This is a genomic window from Vibrio sp. 10N.261.55.F4 (assembly GCF_041470465.1).
Taxonomy (GTDB): Bacteria; Pseudomonadota; Gammaproteobacteria; order Enterobacterales; family Vibrionaceae; genus Vibrio; species Vibrio crassostreae_C.
Map to the genome: position 1 here is coordinate 99,327 of NZ_JBFRMM010000043.1, position 17,171 is coordinate 116,497.

General features: G+C 45.8%; 17 protein-coding genes. 12 read left to right on the forward strand and 5 right to left on the reverse strand.

The genetic code is table 11. From position 1 onward, the window contains the following. Nucleotides 1-22 precede the first annotated feature (22 nt). Nucleotides 23-271, reverse strand: coding sequence for a DUF3624 domain-containing protein (locus tag AB4249_RS19985; RefSeq protein WP_029235423.1), 249 nt, complete (start codon nucleotides 269-271; stop codon nucleotides 23-25). Between the two features lie 87 nt (nucleotides 272-358). On the opposite strand from AB4249_RS19985, the gene AB4249_RS19990 reads away from it, so the two are divergent. Beyond that, nucleotides 359-706: a RidA family protein gene (locus AB4249_RS19990; protein ID WP_004729674.1), complete on the forward strand. Its 348-nt coding sequence runs from the start codon at nucleotides 359-361 to the stop codon at nucleotides 704-706. Between the two features lie 323 nt (nucleotides 707-1,029). Here AB4249_RS19990 and AB4249_RS19995 read toward each other — a convergent pair whose 3' ends face one another. From AB4249_RS19995 to AB4249_RS20005, 3 genes are all read right to left on the reverse strand, one after another. Then, on the reverse strand, nucleotides 1,030-2,496 hold the full coding sequence (locus AB4249_RS19995; protein ID WP_372104530.1) for a dihydrolipoyl dehydrogenase: 1,467 nt from the start codon (nucleotides 2,494-2,496) through the stop codon (nucleotides 1,030-1,032). A gap of 290 nt (nucleotides 2,497-2,786) precedes the next feature. After that, nucleotides 2,787-3,515: a glutathione peroxidase gene (locus tag AB4249_RS20000; RefSeq protein ID WP_004737157.1), complete on the reverse strand. Its 729-nt coding sequence runs from the start codon at nucleotides 3,513-3,515 to the stop codon at nucleotides 2,787-2,789. A gap of 43 nt (nucleotides 3,516-3,558) precedes the next feature. Then, nucleotides 3,559-3,738 (reverse strand): hypothetical protein, encoded by a 180-nt coding sequence (locus AB4249_RS20005; RefSeq protein ID WP_017096544.1) that lies wholly within the window; start codon nucleotides 3,736-3,738, stop codon nucleotides 3,559-3,561. Between AB4249_RS20005 and oxyR the strand changes: the two genes are divergently transcribed. Then, a complete protein-coding gene (gene oxyR / locus AB4249_RS20010) occupies nucleotides 3,737-4,630 on the forward strand; it encodes a DNA-binding transcriptional regulator OxyR (protein ID WP_017061132.1) in 894 nt (297 codons plus the stop codon). The two genes, AB4249_RS20005 and oxyR, sit on opposite strands and share 2 nt — an antisense overlap. 111 nt (nucleotides 4,631-4,741) lie before the next feature. Here the strand turns inward: oxyR and AB4249_RS20015 are convergent, their stop codons facing one another. After that, nucleotides 4,742-7,303: a penicillin-binding protein 1A gene (locus tag AB4249_RS20015; protein WP_032546261.1), complete on the reverse strand. Its 2,562-nt coding sequence runs from the start codon at nucleotides 7,301-7,303 to the stop codon at nucleotides 4,742-4,744. Nucleotides 7,304-7,454: 151 nt separating this feature from the next. On the opposite strand from AB4249_RS20015, the gene pilM reads away from it, so the two are divergent. The 10 genes from pilM to rpe all read left to right on the forward strand — a co-directional run bounded on the left by pilM (nucleotide 7,455) and on the right by rpe (nucleotide 17,143). Next, on the forward strand, nucleotides 7,455-8,480 hold the full coding sequence (pilM, locus tag AB4249_RS20020; protein WP_017061130.1) for a type IV pilus assembly protein PilM: 1,026 nt from the start codon (nucleotides 7,455-7,457) through the stop codon (nucleotides 8,478-8,480). Then, nucleotides 8,464-9,063, forward strand: a complete 600-nt coding sequence (locus AB4249_RS20025; RefSeq protein ID WP_017061129.1) for a PilN domain-containing protein — start codon at nucleotides 8,464-8,466, stop codon at nucleotides 9,061-9,063. The genes pilM and AB4249_RS20025 overlap by 17 nt, the downstream gene beginning before the upstream one ends. Next, a complete protein-coding gene (locus AB4249_RS20030; RefSeq protein WP_017061128.1) occupies nucleotides 9,056-9,685 on the forward strand; it encodes a type 4a pilus biogenesis protein PilO in 630 nt (209 codons plus the stop codon). The genes AB4249_RS20025 and AB4249_RS20030 overlap by 8 nt, the downstream gene beginning before the upstream one ends. Next, nucleotides 9,672-10,190, forward strand: a complete 519-nt coding sequence (locus AB4249_RS20035; protein ID WP_017063694.1) for a pilus assembly protein PilP — start codon at nucleotides 9,672-9,674, stop codon at nucleotides 10,188-10,190. Before AB4249_RS20030 ends, AB4249_RS20035 begins: the two co-directional genes overlap by 14 nt. Before the next feature lie 35 nt (nucleotides 10,191-10,225). Then, nucleotides 10,226-11,944: a type IV pilus secretin PilQ gene (locus AB4249_RS20040; protein ID WP_032545762.1), complete on the forward strand. Its 1,719-nt coding sequence runs from the start codon at nucleotides 10,226-10,228 to the stop codon at nucleotides 11,942-11,944. A 176-nt stretch (nucleotides 11,945-12,120) separates the two neighbouring features. Then, nucleotides 12,121-12,639, forward strand: coding sequence for a shikimate kinase AroK (aroK, locus tag AB4249_RS20045; protein WP_017061125.1), 519 nt, complete (start codon nucleotides 12,121-12,123; stop codon nucleotides 12,637-12,639). Between the two features lie 25 nt (nucleotides 12,640-12,664). After that, entirely contained in the window at nucleotides 12,665-13,753 is a 1,089-nt protein-coding gene (aroB, locus tag AB4249_RS20050) for a 3-dehydroquinate synthase (protein ID WP_017061124.1), read from the forward strand. Nucleotides 13,754-13,832: 79 nt separating this feature from the next. Continuing rightward, nucleotides 13,833-15,350 carry an AAA family ATPase gene (locus tag AB4249_RS20055; RefSeq protein WP_372104532.1) on the forward strand — a complete coding sequence of 506 codons (1,518 nt, stop codon included), beginning with the start codon at nucleotides 13,833-13,835 and terminating at the stop codon, nucleotides 15,348-15,350. A 69-nt stretch (nucleotides 15,351-15,419) separates the two neighbouring features. Then, nucleotides 15,420-16,268 (forward strand): Dam family site-specific DNA-(adenine-N6)-methyltransferase, encoded by an 849-nt coding sequence (locus AB4249_RS20060; RefSeq protein WP_017061122.1) that lies wholly within the window; start codon nucleotides 15,420-15,422, stop codon nucleotides 16,266-16,268. A gap of 200 nt (nucleotides 16,269-16,468) precedes the next feature. Beyond that, nucleotides 16,469-17,143, forward strand: a complete 675-nt coding sequence (gene rpe / locus AB4249_RS20065; RefSeq protein WP_010435263.1) for a ribulose-phosphate 3-epimerase — start codon at nucleotides 16,469-16,471, stop codon at nucleotides 17,141-17,143. Nucleotides 17,144-17,171: the final 28 nt, after the last annotated feature.

The window sequence follows — 17,171 nt, forward strand, 5'->3', positions numbered from 1 at the left end:
TTTATCCAATAAAGACTTCCAGCTAACGTTTTTTGCCCTTTAACGGTAGCACCACAAACTTCATGACCCAATGCAACGACAGCAAGCCACTGAACGCGAAAGCGGCCATCATCAACGCGATGGCATTGATGGTTTTTGGGTCTTCTCTGAAAAACAGCCACCATACTCCCCAACTCAAAATCGACAACACCATCAGCTGATTCATGCAACGCTGGCAGCGACCGAGTTTGTTACGGATTTTTTCACTTTTATTGCAATGAATGCATGTCATCTTGGGTTTGATTCGCGTTATGCTTGTTTCCCTGATAATAACACGTCACAAGATATTGGATCACGGTGACACAGAGAGAGAAAGTCGATGATTGAGCGCCAAGAAACCAAGCAACGTATGAGCCGTATTGTTAAACACAACGGTACTATCTACCTATGTGGCCAAGTTTGTGCTGATGCAACTAAAGACATCACTGAACAAACTCAAACCATGTTAGATAAAGTAGAAGCGCTACTTGAGCAAGCAGGCAGCGACAAAGAGCACATGCTGTCAGCAACGATTTACTTGAAAGACATGAAAGACTTCCAAGAAATGAATGCAGTGTGGGATGCATGGGTACCAGAAGGTCACGCTCCAGCTCGCGCATGTGTGACTGGCGACATGGCTCGCGAAGCGCTACTTGTTGAGATCTCTGTGATTGCTGCTGAGAAGTAATTGCTTAAAGCTTTTAGTGACGCAATGGCTTCAAGAGATTCCAGATACCTCGTCCCTCGGTTCTGGAATGACGAGTTTAGTTTTGGTTTAGCTGATGCGTCACTTTGATTTTCTTCAGTTTAGACGCGTTTTGAAAAGCACCGTTATTCTGGTTAGCTTCGCCTAGACGTGTATGAAAATTGCTGTCATTCCCGAGAGCGACGAAGGAGCGTAATCGGGAATCTATAGTTTACTCGTTGCCAAAAACAAAAAGGAAAGCCAATGGCTTTCCTTTTTAGTATCTAACGTTTGTTAACTGCTAATTGACTGGCGCTAGTCTGAGATTAACAGCCCGGGCCACAATCTAGGCAGTGTTTCACCATCTCTGGGCCTAGGTGCAGTTTCGCATTCAGGTCACGTAGGGCAGTTCGTACACCCTCTTCGATTACTGGGTGGTAGAACGGCATGTCTAGCATCTCAGAAACCGTCATCTTGTTCTGGTGTGCCCATGCTAACAAGTGAGCCAAGTGTTCTGCGTTTGGTCCCATCATCTCAGCACCAAGGAAGCGGCCTGTACCTTGCTCGCCGTATACGTGCAGAATACCTTTGTTGCGAAGCATCACTCGTGAACGACCTTGGTTTTCGAAAGACACTTCACCCGTTGCGAAACAGCCACATGTGCCTAAGCGTGTGGTGATCTCTTTGTAGGTTTCACCAACCATCGCGATTTGCGGGTCAGAGAATACTGCCGAGATTTTAGAGCGGCGTAGGCCTGCACGAATCTCTGGGAAGCGACCTGCATTGTCACCCGCAATACGAGCTTGGTCTGCTGCTTCATGCAGTAGAGGCAGTTGGTTACTCGCATCACCAGCGATAAATACTGATGGTAGCGATGTTTGTAGCGTGTAGTGGTCTGCGATTGGAACACCACGCTCATCAAGTTCTAGAGAGGTATTTTCTAGTCCAAGCTTGTCTGTATTAGGACGACGACCTGTTGCTGCCAGTACGAACTCAACGATGTTGGTTTCTAGTTCACCTTGCTTATTGATGAACTGGATTTCGACGCGAACTTCGCCTGATTCAGTCATAATACGCTTCATGCTTTCGATTTTTACGTCAGCATCTAGGTAGAACTCTTCATTGAAAGCTTTGTCTGCGTAAGCCATGATCTCTGGGTCGGTTACTGGGCCTACTTGACCACCTAAACCGAACAGTTTTGTTTTTACACCCAAGCGGTGCAGTGACTGGCCAAGCTCAAGCCCAATAACACCAGGTCCAAATACTGCGACGGATTCCGGTAAATCATCCCAGCTGAACACGTCGTCGTTAATGATCAGACGGTCACCAAGCTCATTCCAAACTGCAGGATATGCAGGGCGAGAACCGGTTGCTATAACAATACGTTTAGCGGTGACAACCGTGTGATCATCAATTTGTAGCGTGTTGTCATCTAAGAACTTTGCGTAACCAGAGATCTTGTCTTGCTCTGGGATTTCATCAACACCTTCTAAAACAAAACCAACAAAACGGTCACGCTCAAACTTCACTCGATCCATCACTTCACGGCCGTTAATCACGATATCACCTTGTGGGTGAACGCCAAAAGCCGGAGCTTTCTCTATTTGGTGTACGCTTTCTGCAGCTGCAATAAGCAGTTTCGATGGCATACAACCAACACGAGCACAGGTTGTACCGTAAGGGCCGCCTTCAATCATCACAACACTGTCAGTGTGTGCTTTTGCAGCGCGGTAAGAACCTAGACCTGCCGTACCGCCCCCGATAACTGCTACATCTACATTGACTTGTTTCATAATAATCTTCTCGCAATGGCTAAATTTAGTTTGAACAAACCCCTCCAACTCTGGTGATTTGTTGAGAGTCAGGATAGCGGTTCAGTTTTGTGATTCTGTTTTATTAGGTTTAGCTTGTGATTCAGCTTTTTGTTACTAACTATAGGTTAGTTAAAAGTTCGCGAGTCAGAAGCTTTATCTTTTCCAAAGCTCATATAAGAGTGATTTGGAATAGCTAACCCACAAGAGGTTGGGTTAGCTGGTATTACTTAGGTTATTTAATTGCTAGGCGTTTATTAGCGACTAAGTGATTAACCTAGGAAAGCTTCTAGTTCTTCGCTGCCACCGATGTGTTTGCCACCGATGAATACTTGAGGAACGGTAGTGCGACCAGAGATTGCACGTAGGCTTACTGTTGTTGCGTCTTTACCTAACACCACTTCTTCGTAGTTTAGACCTTTGTCGATTAGGTTTTGTTTCGCTTTCATACAGAAAGGACAGCCTGGCTTAGTGAATACTGTGATCGACTCTTGCTCTTTGTGCTCAGGAGCAATGTAGTTAAGCATAGTATCTGCATCAGAAACCTTGAACGGGTCGCCTGGTACATCTTCTTCGATGAACATTTTTTCTACCACGCCGTTTTTAACCAGCATGCTGTAGCGCCATGAACGTTTGCCGAAGCCGATGTCGTTTTTCTCAACCAGCATACCCATGCCGTCTGTGAAGTCACCGTTGCCATCTGGGATGAATGTGATGTTTTCAGCTTCTTGGTCTGCTTTCCATGCGTTCATTACGAACGTATCGTTTACTGAAACACAAAGGATGTCATCAACGCCGTTTTCTTTGAACACTGAGTGTAGTTCGTTGTAACGAGGTAAGTGGCTTGAAGAACATGTTGGTGTAAACGCACCTGGCAGGCTGAATACGATAACTGTCTTATCTTTGAATAGTTCTTCCGTCGTTACGTTAACCCATGCATCACCTTGGCGAGTTGGGAATGTTACTTGAGGGATTGATTGACCTTCTTTAGATGCAAACATATTGATTTCCTTAAATAGTATTTTAATTTTGTTCTATCAGAGCTTAACGTTTTTCTTCGCTCTGTTTCGTTTCGTTGAGCCCATTATTAGATAAATCCTTTGATAGCTCTAATCGTTTGATGTTATGGTTTTGATAGGTAAACTCTATCAAGAGCATTTTTCTTTTAAATGTTTCTATTAGAACCCTTGTTCTTATTAAAACCTGAGGTAAGAGACTGATCATGAACATTCGTGACTTTGAATACTTGGTGGCGCTCGCAGAGCATAAACACTTCCGAAAAGCGGCAGAAGCGTGCTTTGTCAGTCAGCCGACACTAAGCGGTCAAATACGCAAACTCGAAGATGAAATTGGACTTCAGTTAACCGAGCGTAGTCCAAGGAAGGTGATATTTACAGAATCAGGGTTACAACTTGTTGAACAAGCCAAGCGTATTCTCAATGAAGTGAAAACTTTTAAAGATATGGCGAGTGGACACGGTGAAGCGATGACGGGGCCAATGCACATTGGTTTTATTCCAACCGTGGGTCCTTACATCTTGCCTAAGATTGTTCCTCATCTTAAAGAGAGCTTCCCAGATCTTGAGCTTTACCTGCATGAAGCTCAGACCCATCAGTTAGTGAGCCAACTTGAAGATGGCAAGCTTGATTGCTTAGTACTGGCTGCGGTTGATGAAACGGCGGTGTTCAAAGAGATCGATGTGTATGACGAGCCGTTAAGTGTTGCCGTTCCATGTGACCACGAGTGGGCTCAGCAAGACACTGTCGATATGCTGCAGCTAAATGGACAAACCGTACTTGCGCTAGGTGACGGTCACTGTTTGAGAGACCAAGCCTTGGGCTTCTGTTTTGCTGCGGGCGCCAAAGATGATGAGCGCTTTAAGGCAACCAGCTTAGAAACGCTGCGTAACATGGTCGCGGCGGGGGCGGGCATTACCTTGCTACCTCAGTTATCGGTGCCAAAGGAAAAGCAGAAAGATGGTGTGTGTTACGTACCTGCGGTGAATCCAACACCTTCACGTCGAATTGTCGTGGCTTATCGTCCGGGCTCTCCATTGAAGGGACGTTTCGAGCAATTGGCTGAGACGATTCGAACTCAACTGGAGAAGACGGCTTAGCGCTTGAATTTAGAGCCTAGTCTGGTCAGATATAGATATAAAAAAAGGGTTGATATGAATGCATATCAACCCTTTTTGTTGGTTCATGTTACTAGGTTCTACAAACCTTAGTTAGAACAGTTCTTCTACTGCTTCACCTGATGAGGTTGAGTAGATGTCATCATTGAAACGTTCAGTGATGTACTCGGTTGGCTCTGTGCCTTTCTCGAAGTACTCGAACATTGATGAGCTATCGAACTTGTTGGTCAGTAAGCCAGTTTCACGGTCGATACGAACACGGACGATGTTCTCAGGAATCTCTTTACGCTCAGCAGGAACACCCGCTAACGCCGTACCCATGAAATCAACCCATGCAGGTTCTGCTGTTTTCGCGCCAGCTTCTGCACCCGTAATTTGGTTCTTACCAAGATTTGAGTTCGCTTTGGTTCTGCCTAGGTTGCGGTTGTGGTTATCAAAACCAACCCATACCGTTGCAACCATGCCAGGGCCGTAACCGCTGTACCAAGTATCTTTAGAATCGTTGGTGGTACCCGTTTTTCCGCCAATGTCACGACGCTTCAACGGTTGTGCACGCCAACCAGTACCGTTCCAACCAGTGCCAGCGCTCCAATCACCGCCACCCCAGATGTTGCTGTACATCATTTCACGAACAAGGAATGCGTTCTGTTCAGAGATAACTTGAGGTGCGTATTGTACTTTGGCATCCACATCTTGCTCTGCAAACTCATCAGCCATTGGGTCTGAGGTCATTTGCTGTTGGCAATCGTCTTTACAAACCACTTTTGGTGTCGCTTCAAATTCAGTCTCACCAAATGGTGTCTCAATGCGACTGATGTAGAAAGGTTCAACGTAGTAGCCGCCATTAGCGAATACTGAGTAACCTTGAGCTACTTTCATTGGCGTTAAGCTACCCGCACCCAGAGCAATGGTTTCAGAGCGCGGAACTTCATCAATATCAAAGCCAAATCGAGTTAGGTAGTTACGAGTATCATCTAGACCTACTTCGCGCAGTACACGTACCGCCATTACGTTTTTAGACTGAGCTAAGCCAATACGTAAACGAGTTGGACCCACGTAAGTCGGTGGCGAGTTCTTTGGTCGCCATGCGGTACCTTGGCTCTTATCCCATTGGTTAATCGGTGCATCGTTGATCAGTGAGGCTAGCGTTAAGCCTTTCTCAATCGCTGCTGAGTAGATAAAGGGTTTGATACCAGAACCCACCTGACGAATAGATTGCGTTGCACGGTTGAACTTGTTGTGGACAAAGTTAAAGCCACCGACCATCGACAATACCGCGCCGTTGTTCGGGTTCATTGCAACAAATGCTGTGTTCGCATTCGGTACTTGGCTTAGTCGCCATACAATCGGTGTTTCTGATTCTGCAGTCGCTGACTCTTCTGTCGGCTCTTCAGAGACTTCATCGCCGGTAACGGCTTCATGGCGAACCCAGATTTGTTCACCAACCGCCAGAATTTCTTTCGCTTGAGAAGGCGCTGGTCCTTGGCGGTTATCCGTTAGGAATTTACGCGCCCAGTTCATGCCTTGCCATTCGATAGTGCCTTCACCTTGGTTCTTAACCCAAATTTGAGCACTTTTCGAATCAACCGCGGTAACAACAGCAGGGACTAGGTCACCATAGGTTGGTTGAGACTTAAGGTGTTTAACGATTTGTTCTTGATCCCACGCTGATTGCGCAGTCTGCCACAATACTTTTTCAGCACCACGGTAGCCGTGACGCTCATCGTAGCCAAGTAGGTTCTTAATTGCGGCTTGGTTCGCTGCTTTTTGCAGTTTCGAATCAACGGTCGTGTAGACCTTCATGCCTGATGTATAAGCTTCTTCACCATAGCGTTCCACCATCCAAGCACGTGCAACTTCAGCAACATATGGCGCGCTCAGTTCGATCTCTGCACCGTGGTATTTCGAGATAAGCTCTTCGCTACGAGCGTCATCGAACTCTGCTTGAGTGATGTATTTCTCGTCTAACATACGACGCAATACAACGTTACGACGGTTAGTCGCGCGCTCAACAGAGTAAATAGGGTTCATTGTCGAAGGTGCTTTTGGCATACCCGCAAGGGTCGCAATTTCACTCAGCGTGAGATCAGGAAGATCTTTACCGAAGTAAACACGTGCTGCCGCGCCAAAACCATACGAACGGTGACCAAGGAAGATCTTGTTGACGTAAAGCTCCATGATCTCTTCTTTACTAAGAAGTTGCTCAATGTGGATCGCAATGAAGATCTCTTTGATCTTACGCATAATCTTTTTCTCATTAGATAAGAAGAAGTTACGCGCAAGCTGCTGAGTAATGGTACTAGCACCTTGTTTGGCTGAACCCGACATTGCAACCACGAGTGCTGCACGTGTGATACCGATTGGGTCAATACCTGGGTGTTCATAGAAACGGCTATCTTCGGTGGCAATCAGAGCCTCAACTAAGTGGCGAGGAATCTCGTCATAAGTGACTGGATTACGACGCTTTTCACCAAATTGAGAGATCAGCTTACCGTCTTGACTGAAGACTTGCATCGGCGTTTGGAGTTCTACGTCGCGCAAAGTGGCAACATCAGGCAACTCTGGTTTTACGTAAAAATAAAACCCGAAAATTGTACTGACTCCAAGAATCATGCAAATCAATGTAAATATGAATAATCGCTTTATGAACTTCACCGGATAATCCCTGATTAGTTAAGGCTGATAAGCAGCAAACCCTTGTACTCTAGGCTAAAAACTTAGCTTTCGTTTATTAACGCTTATTTAACTAATAATCACAACCCCTAGATAATCAACGAAATGCTTGGCACTTCAGGAGCTAGGTCACATGGGTTCATCATTAATTACAGGTATAGATATAAATCATCACAGCATCAAAGCCGTGGTACTAAAACCCGTGGGGGAGTTGTATGCCCTAGTGGGATACAAAGAGCTGCCGATTTCGGACGACATTTTTACAGCTAACCATACTTTGGAGTATCAGAAAACTGTTAAGAAACTTAAAGAACTTAGGAAAGGACTGCCTTTTGGCTGTCGCAACGTCGCCATTTCGGTACCTGATAACACGGTGATCAGCAAAGTACTGCAAATAGAGAGTGAGTTAGAAGACAGAGAAAAAGAGTTTTCTATCTATCAAACCTTCGCCCATCAATCTCCCTTTCCTATCGAGGAGCTGAGTTTAGATTTTGTAAAGCTGGAAGACAAACGATTTGGTAAAGGTTCGACAAGCAGTTATCAGGTATACGCCACTCGTAAAGAAGTTGTGGATAGCCGAGCGGATGCATTAACCAAGGCTGGCTTCAAACCTGTGGTGGTGGATACACAGGCGCATGGGCTACTTAATATCTGGCAATTGGCCTCGCGCCTGTATCCCGATAAGAAAAACTGGTTGCTAGTGGATGTTGGAATCGACCAAACCTCGCTAGGGGTTATCCCGCAGAATTCGGCGCCTTTCTATAAAGACATCGCCTTTGGCACTCAAGATCTTCGCAGCTCAGATGACCCGAGTGATATCGAGAGCGTGTTCGGTACTATGGAAGAGACACATCAATTCATTGTTAACCTGATTGAGAAGCTCAAGCGTCAATTGCAGCTCTATTCATCGGGAAATGCGCAGCAACCTATCTCAGGGATTTGGTTGATGGGCGAGGGCGCCAGCATCCCTATGGTAACCGAAGAGCTAGAACGCCATTTTCAGTTGAGCTGCGAGTCATTGAATCCTTTGTCTTTATTTGAGAATAAGGTCGCCAAGAGACGCCGACTGCCGATTGACTGGCAACACTTTGGTATCGCGGCGGGTATGGCGATGAGTGGGCTCAAGTGGCAGGGAGAGAAGCATGTTGCATCAAATTAACCTGCTGCCGTGGCGTGATGAGATTCGTGCTCAGCACAAGAAGCGTTTTATCCATCTGGTCATTCTTGGCGTCATCATTGCGCTTATAGGGCAATGGGCGGTTGGTCACTATTTTCACGATCAACAAGCCAAGCAGCAAGCTCGCCTCAATTACCTCAATCAGTACATTGCTGAGCTCGACCGACAAATTCAGTCGTTAAAAGTCGCAGAGCAAGAACACAAAGCCATTCTGACTCGACTTGATGTGGTTGAGTCGCTGCAGCTTGGCCGTAATAAGACCACCGACTTCATGAACTTGATGCCGGAGCTGATTCCAGAGGGTGTCTATGTCGACAAGATAAAGATGAATGGTCAGGAGATTGAAATGTCGGGCATCAGCGACAGCACTGCTCGTCTCGCCACCATGTTGGACAACCTCGAACGTTCAGATTCTTTGAAAGGGGTCGAGATGCACTCTATCGTTCATAACCGCAAGCGCTTCAATAAAGAGTTTCAGACCTTCAAGGTCTCTTTTGTGTTTAGCCCTGTGTCTTTAGAAAACACAACCGCGAGCAGAAAAGATAAGGGGGCGCATCATGGCTAACCTTCAAAATAGGATTAGTAGGCAAAACAGGATGAGCTTGCAAGATCTCGATGTTGATGAGATCACCGAATGGCCATTGTTGCCTCAGCTTCTCGTGATTCTGGTGTTGATGGTGTTAATCCAAGGTGTTGGCACTTGGCTGTATCTGCTGCCGCTCGACGAGGAACTGAAACAGATGAAGCAACAGGAGCAGACCTTAAAAACGACCTTGAGGATAAAGGCGAATAAGGTTGCAGCCTTGCCTAAGTTGCAGAGCCAGTTGGATGAGCTAACTAGTCGCTACGATTATCTATTAGAGCAGCTGCCCGTTCAAAAGGAGTTAGCGAGCATGTTGGCCTCCGTGAATGAGCTCGGCTTGGATAACTCGCTGACCTTCACACGAATCGATTGGGGGCAAAAGCAGAATAAGGAGTTTCTCTATCGATTGCCTCTCAATATAGAGCTGACAGGTGACTATCACGAGATTGGTGACTTCTCTGCTGCCATCGCCAAGCTGCCGCGTATTATTAGCTTTGATGATGTGAATTGGCAGCGAGTCAGTCAAGAAAGTAGCACGCTGCACTTTAGGGTTCGAGCTTATACCTACCAGTTTAAATCGGAGGTTAATGATGAAACCCAATAGCGCGTTTTACTCAATCGTATTGATGCTTGCGTTGTCAGGCTGCAAAGCTAATCAAGACTCACTGCAAGATTTTGTGGCGCAGGTTGAAGCCAAGGCGAGAAAAGATGTCGAGCAACTTGTCCCAGCAACTGAATTCACGGCGGCGACTTATCAGCGCCGATCTTTGCGTCCTCCCTTTGAACTGCCTAAAGAAGCCATTGTGCAAAACCAACCCTTGGTTAAGAAAGACTGTTGGCAACCCAGCGCCCGTTCTCGTAATGGCAAGTTAGAGAAGTACCCGCTGAGTAAGCTTCGTTTAAGAGGCGTGATGGGCAGTGGCTCAAGCGTGTTTGGCTTAGTGCAAACACCCAAAGGCAACGTGGTAAACGTAAAGAAAGGCCAGTTTATCGGCTTAAACAATGGCCGAGTTACTAAGGTGACGAGCCAATACGTTCAGATTAATGAAACTCTTCCAGATGGCTTAGGTTGTTGGCATAAGCGCAACGTTAGGCTGGCTCTGAAGTAAACCAATGTCACATGATGTGGATATGAGATGTAAATATGATTAAAGGAATAAGTGGATTAGTGAGCAAGGCTCTACAAGGTTTTGCTGTGTCTGTGATGTTGGTTGTTAGCGTGCTCAGCCATGCCGAGAGCTTACCGAACAAATTGGAGAATATTGATTTTAGGGTCAATAAGGATAAAGACGCCGTCATCATTATTGAGCTGGCGACCAGCACAGCAGTGGTGGATGTTCAACGTGCTCAGGAAGGGTTAAGTATCGAGTTGATCAATACTCAGGTTGATGATGACAAGCTCTACCTGCTGGATGTGAAGGATTTCGCTACCTTGGTTGAAGGCATTGAAGTCTATAAAGAGACACCAAGCACTCGGCTTCTAGCGACGATTAGCAATGACTATCAGTATGAATACAACCTAAAGGGGCGCTTTATTGAGGTGGTGATCAGCAAACCGGTGCTCGATGAAGCGACCAAAGAAAAAAGCGTTCTAGAGAAAGAGGGCAAGCTGATATCGATTAACTTCCAGGATATCCCGGTACGAAATGTCCTGCAACTGATTGCCGATTACAACGACTTCAATCTCGTGGTGTCTGATTCGGTAGCCGGAAACCTGACGTTACGCTTAGATGGCGTACCTTGGCAGCAAGTTCTCGACATTATCTTGCAAGTTAAAGGCTTGGATAAGCGTGTTGATGGCAATGTTATCTTGGTCGCGCCGAAAGCAGAGCTCGACCTTCGAGAGCAACAAGCGTTAGAGAAATCGCGCTTAGAAGAGGAGTTAGGGGAGCTTAAATCGGAAATCATCAAGATTAACTTTGCTAAAGCCACCGACATCGCTGACATGATTGGAGGTGAAGGTGCGGTCAGCATGTTGTCCGATCGTGGTTCGATTACCATTGATGAGCGCACCAACTCACTGCTCATTCGTGAATTGGAAGAAAACATTGCCGTGATCCGAGGCATCATTGAATCGTTAGACATTCCCGTGAAGCAGGTACAGATAGAGGCACGTATTGTCACGGTTACTGAGGGTAATCTTGATGAGCTTGGCGTGCGCTGGGGCGTTTCCTCAACCAACGGAAGCTTCACCGTTGGTGGCTCAATCGAAGGTAACCACCCATCAGCGATTACGCCGTATGACGACGATAGCGGCAGCAGCGTGATTGATGACTATCTCAACGTCAATTTAGGGGCAACATCGCCGAACGCCTCGAGTATTGCGTTTCAGGTGGCCAAACTGGGTTCAGATACCTTACTCGATCTTGAACTGTCGGCACTGCAACAAGAGTCAAAAGCTGAAATCATTTCTAGTCCACGCTTAATCACCACCAATAAAAAGCCGGCTTATATTGAGCAAGGTACTGAAATTCCTTACTTAGAGTCATCTTCAAGTGGCGCTACGTCGGTTGCATTTAAGAAAGCCGTGTTGAGTCTTAAGGTGACACCGCAGATCACGCCCGATAATCGTTTGGTATTGGATTTGAGCGTGACTCAAGATAGGCCAGGGCAAGTGGTAAAAACTGGAACCGGTGAAGCGGTCGCCATTGATACGCAAAGAATAGGTACGCAAGTGCTTGTTAATAATGGTGAAACTGTCGTGCTTGGCGGGATATTTCAGCACAGCGTGAGCAGTACAGTGGATAAAGTTCCTCTGTTGGGGGACCTGCCAGTTTTGGGCGCATTGTTCCGTCGCAGCTATGAAAATGTGGGTAAAAGTGAACTACTTATTTTTGTCACACCCAAAGTTGTGATTCAGTAATGAACAATTAGATTAAAAATAAAGTTGCATTAGTGGCACCTAACCTTGATAATTTCGGGTCTTATCACGAATTATCTGTGAGGAATCGGTGCCACGGGCCTTTTAATTTCAGTACTTGTACTGACCTACCTTGTGGCGATGTCATTGAATTAACGTTGTAAATTACTGCTAAAAACATGGCTGAGAAACGCAATATTTTTCTTGTTGGCCCAATGGGCGCCGGCAAAAGTACAATTGGTAGACACCTAGCTTCCCAACTTCATATGGAGTTTCTAGACTCTGACACTGTGATCGAAGAGCGCACTGGCGCAGACATCGCATGGGTTTTTGATGTTGAGGGCGAAGAAGGTTTCCGTAAGCGCGAAGAATCTGTAATCAATGATCTGACAGAAGAACAAGGTATTGTTCTTGCGACAGGTGGTGGTTCAGTGTTGAGCAAAGAAAACCGTAACCGTCTATCTGCACGAGGCATTGTTGTATACCTAGAGACAACAATTGAAAAGCAACTTGCTCGCACTAACCGCGACAAGAAACGCCCTCTACTTCAAACAGACAACCCGCGTGATGTGCTAGAAGATCTAGCTGTATCTCGCAACGCACTATACGAAGAAGTGGCGGACTACACAGTTCGTACTGACGACCAAAGTGCAAAAGTGGTAGCCAACCAGATCGTAAAAATGCTAGAAGAACGTTAAGTTCATTTTTTCGGAGAGCAAACCCATGGAACGGATTACGGTCAATCTAGCTGAGCGTAGCTACCCTATCTCTATTGGCGCCGGGTTATTTGAAGACCCGGCGTACCTTTCTTTTTTATCAGGTAAGCAGAAAGTTGTTGTTATCAGTAATGTGACAGTAGCGCCTCTTTATGCTGATAAAATTTTATCGCTATTGGATCAAGTCGGCTGTCAGACATCTCTTCTCGAACTGCCAGACGGTGAACAGTACAAAACCCTTGAAACGTTCAATTCAGTGATGAGCTACATGCTTGAAGGAAATTACAGCCGCGATGTGGTGGTGATTGCTTTAGGAGGTGGTGTTATCGGTGACTTGGTCGGTTTTGCTGCCTCTTGTTACCAGCGCGGTATTGATTTCATTCAAATCCCGACGACCCTTCTTTCTCAAGTGGACTCTTCTGTTGGTGGTAAAACCGCAGTAAACCATCCTCTTGGTAAGAATATGATCGGCGCTTTTTACCAACCGAAATCTGTGATCATCGATACCAACTGTTTATCAACGCTTCCAGAGCGTGAGTTTGCAGCGGGCATTGCTGAGGTGATCAAATACGGCATCATTTACGATGAAGCCTTCTTTGATTGGTTGGAGCAGAATCTAGAGAAACTTTATCAACTTGATGAAGAAGCACTGATTACCGCGATTGCTCGTTGTTGTGCAATTAAGGCTGAAGTGGTGGCTCTAGATGAAAAAGAGTCAGGAATCAGAGCGTTATTGAACCTAGGTCATACATTTGGTCATGCGATTGAAGCAGAACTAGGCTATGGTAATTGGCTACATGGTGAAGCTGTGTCGTCAGGCACTGTAATGGCAGCTAAAACAGCTCAATTACAGGGACTGATCTCTCAGCAGCAACTTGAGCGAATTATTTCTATACTCAAGAATGCGAAACTACCAATCCATACGCCAGAAAGCATGTCTTTTGAAGACTTTATGAAGCACATGATGCGCGATAAAAAAGTGCTGTCTGGTCAGTTGCGTTTGGTATTACCAACAAGTATTGGTACTGCTGAAGTGGTTGCTGATGTGCCTCAAGACATCATTAAACAAGCGATCGATTTCTGCCGTACTCTTTAAATTTGGTTGTGAGGTTGCCTAGCTAAACTCTAGGCAATTGAAGCGTTTTACTGATCGATCTTATCAGTAGGGATCCCCAATGAGTTTGGCTCATGAATTAAGAGTATTAGAGTTAGAATCTCAAGTTGAGCTGCTAGAGCGCTTACAGCTTTTGACTAACTTTGGTTCAAACCTTGTGACGGTTGCTGGCAAAGCTGGCTCTGGCCGATCTTGGTTGGCTCAGCGTTATCTTGAAGCATGGTCGACAGAAAAAAATCAGTGTTTACTGCTTTGTCATCCAAGCCAAGACGATCAACAACGCCGCGCGCTTATTCTTAGCCAAATTGTTTCTGATCCCCTGTTTAATCAACATGATTCTTTATCGGATAGCCTAACAAGGTTACTGGATGGAGAACCGTGTAATGTGGTTGTCGTCGTTGATGATGCCCAACGACTTTCTGAGCTATTGGTATCCGAATTATGGATGTTGGTACTGGAAGCTCAATCAAACCCTCAATGGACGATCAATATCGTTCTCTTCTCGGAACCTGGCCACTTAGATACGTTATTAACGCGTTTGAGCTACGGTCAACAACACAAACCTATCGATCTTGAGATCGATGACCTTTCGCAACCAGAAGCTGAACATTTCTTTGAATCACTGGTGATTCGATATGTTGATGATGAGTCTGAAACTTGCGTGCGACGTGCGTTTAATAAAGCGCAACCTCTGCCCGGTGAGTTAATGGCTTTAGGAGAATTGAAAGTGGAAAAAAGGATTATTATTCGCTCAATTATTGGCTCACCCATCAATATCGCGATTGTGGTGGCCTTGCTGTTGATTTTAATTGGTGGTGGTTATTGGTGGATGTTCAGTCAACCAACCCCTGACGATAAAGCGCAATCTCTTATCGCTCCGATTGAACAGACAGCTATCCCAACTTTTGAAGTGGAAAGTGGTACCGAGCAAGCTGGAATCGACGGAATGGACGATTCTGAAGCCGAAGCTGACATGAGTTATCAAGGTGCTGATGACGACAGCTCATCTTTGCCACCGACTGTCGTTGAAGATACCGCGAGTGTTGGAGAAGTCGAACAAGATCAGCAGCGTGTCGTAATCACCTCTGATGTGGTTGATGCCTTGCTTGATGATAAACCTGAAAGTGCCGATACCAGTGCGATTGATGCTGCTGTTGAAGAAAACACAGGTGCCGCGGTGAGTTCGCAATCAGATGCAGACAAAGTGGAGTCACAGCCTTCAGCCGATGAAGCAACAGACCTAACACAGTCCACGCCACCGACTAAGAAAATTACATTCTCATTTTCTCGCGAAGAGTTACAAGCTATCTCTCCGCGAGCTTATACTTTGCAGTTGAGTGCGATGACCTCATTGGACGACGTACAGTCTTTCATTGAAGAGTATGACCTTGAGAACAAGGTTCGTATTTACCCAACACTTCGCAACGACACCAAGTGGTTTATTATCACTTATCAAGATTACCCAACGATTCAAGTGGCGAGAGACGCGGTAAGTGCGTTATCAAAACCCCTTCAACAGTTGGAACCTTGGGCAAAATCGATGAATCAAGTGCATCGAGAGATAGAACGTGCGAAATAACCCTGAGCTTAGCCTCAAAATATGTTACATTCCGCAGCCTTATTTTTGAGTTGATAGATAGAGCAGTAAATGAAAAAGCAGCGTGCCTTTCTAAAATGGGCTGGTGGTAAATATGGCCTAGTTGAAGACATCCAACGTCACCTGCCACCTGCTCGTAAATTGGTAGAACCGTTTGTCGGTGCCGGCTCAGTATTTCTGAATACTGACTTTGAACAGTACCTGCTTGCAGATATCAATCCCGATCTTATCAACCTGTACAACCTGCTTAAAACCGATCCTGAAACTTATATCACGGAAGCGAAGCGCTGGTTCTGTCCTGAGAACAACCGTAAAGAAGCCTTCTTAGATATTCGCGCTGAGTTCAATGGTACAGATAACGTCATGTATCGTTCATTGGCTTTCTTGTATATGAACCGATTTGGCTTCAATGGCCTATGTCGTTACAACAAGAAGGGCGGTTTTAACGTTCCATTTGGTTCTTATAAAAAACCTTACTTCCCAGAAGCTGAGCTGGAATTTTTTGCCGAGAAAGCGAAAAAAGCCACCTTCGTCTGTGAGGGATACCATGAAACCTTTAGCCGCGCGCGCAAAGGCTGTGTGGTTTACTGCGATCCTCCATACGCACCACTGTCGAACACGGCAAACTTTACCTCTTACGCAGGTAATGGCTTTAGCTTAGATGACCAAGCTGCACTGGCGGATGTTGCTGAAAAAGCAGCGATGGAACGAGGCATCCCTGTCTTGATCTCAAACCATGACACCACCTTAACGCGCCGTTTATACCATGGTGCAGAACTGAACGTGGTCAAGGTTAAGCGCACCATTAGCCGTAATGGCGCAGGGCGCAATAAAGTCGATGAGTTACTGGCACTTTTTCATAAAGAGAAAAACCAGCAACACGCTTCAGAAGAATTGTAGCGGCCAACATAACCCTCGAACTCATTAAATTGAGTGACCAACGGGTACTTTCATAAACTAATCTTTCGAACTGCTAGGATCTGCTTAGTTGCTTAGGTAGAATTGCACACCAAATAGTCTTGGAATTGAGTCTTGTATTTGTATATGAGATGTCACAAGGCGGTGATATTCGCAATTTACTCACTCTTAAGAGGTTTGGTATGAAAGATTTTCTAATCGCTCCATCGATTTTGTCTGCAGATTTTGCTCGTCTTGGTGAAGACGTAGAAAAAGTACTCGCAGCTGGTGCTGATGTTGTGCACTTCGATGTGATGGACAACCACTACGTACCTAACCTGACTTTTGGCGCGCCTATCTGTAAAGCGCTGCGCGACTACGGTATTACGGCTCCTATCGATGTTCACCTTATGGTTAAGCCAGTAGACAGCATCGTGCCTGAGTTTGCTAAAGCCGGCGCATCAATGATTACCTTCCACGTTGAAGCTTCAGAGCACATCGATCGCACTCTACAGCTAATCAAAGAGCACGGCTGTAAAGCGGGTGTGGTTCTTAACCCTGCAACGCCGCTTTCTTGCTTAGATTACATCCTAGACAAAGTAGACATGATTCTACTGATGTCTGTGAACCCAGGCTTCGGCGGTCAATCTTTCATTCCGCACACGCTAGATAAACTACGTGCTGTTCGTAAGCTGATTGATGAGTCAGGCCGTGACATTCGCCTTGAGATTGATGGCGGCGTGAAGGTTGATAACATCCGTGAAATCGCAGAAGCGGGCGCAGATATGTTCGTTGCGGGTTCAGCTATCTTCAATCAACCAGATTACAAAGAAGTGATTGATGAGATGCGTGCAGAGCTTGCAAAAGTAAACGCATAATCGTAAAACTACAGATAGATTGAATATT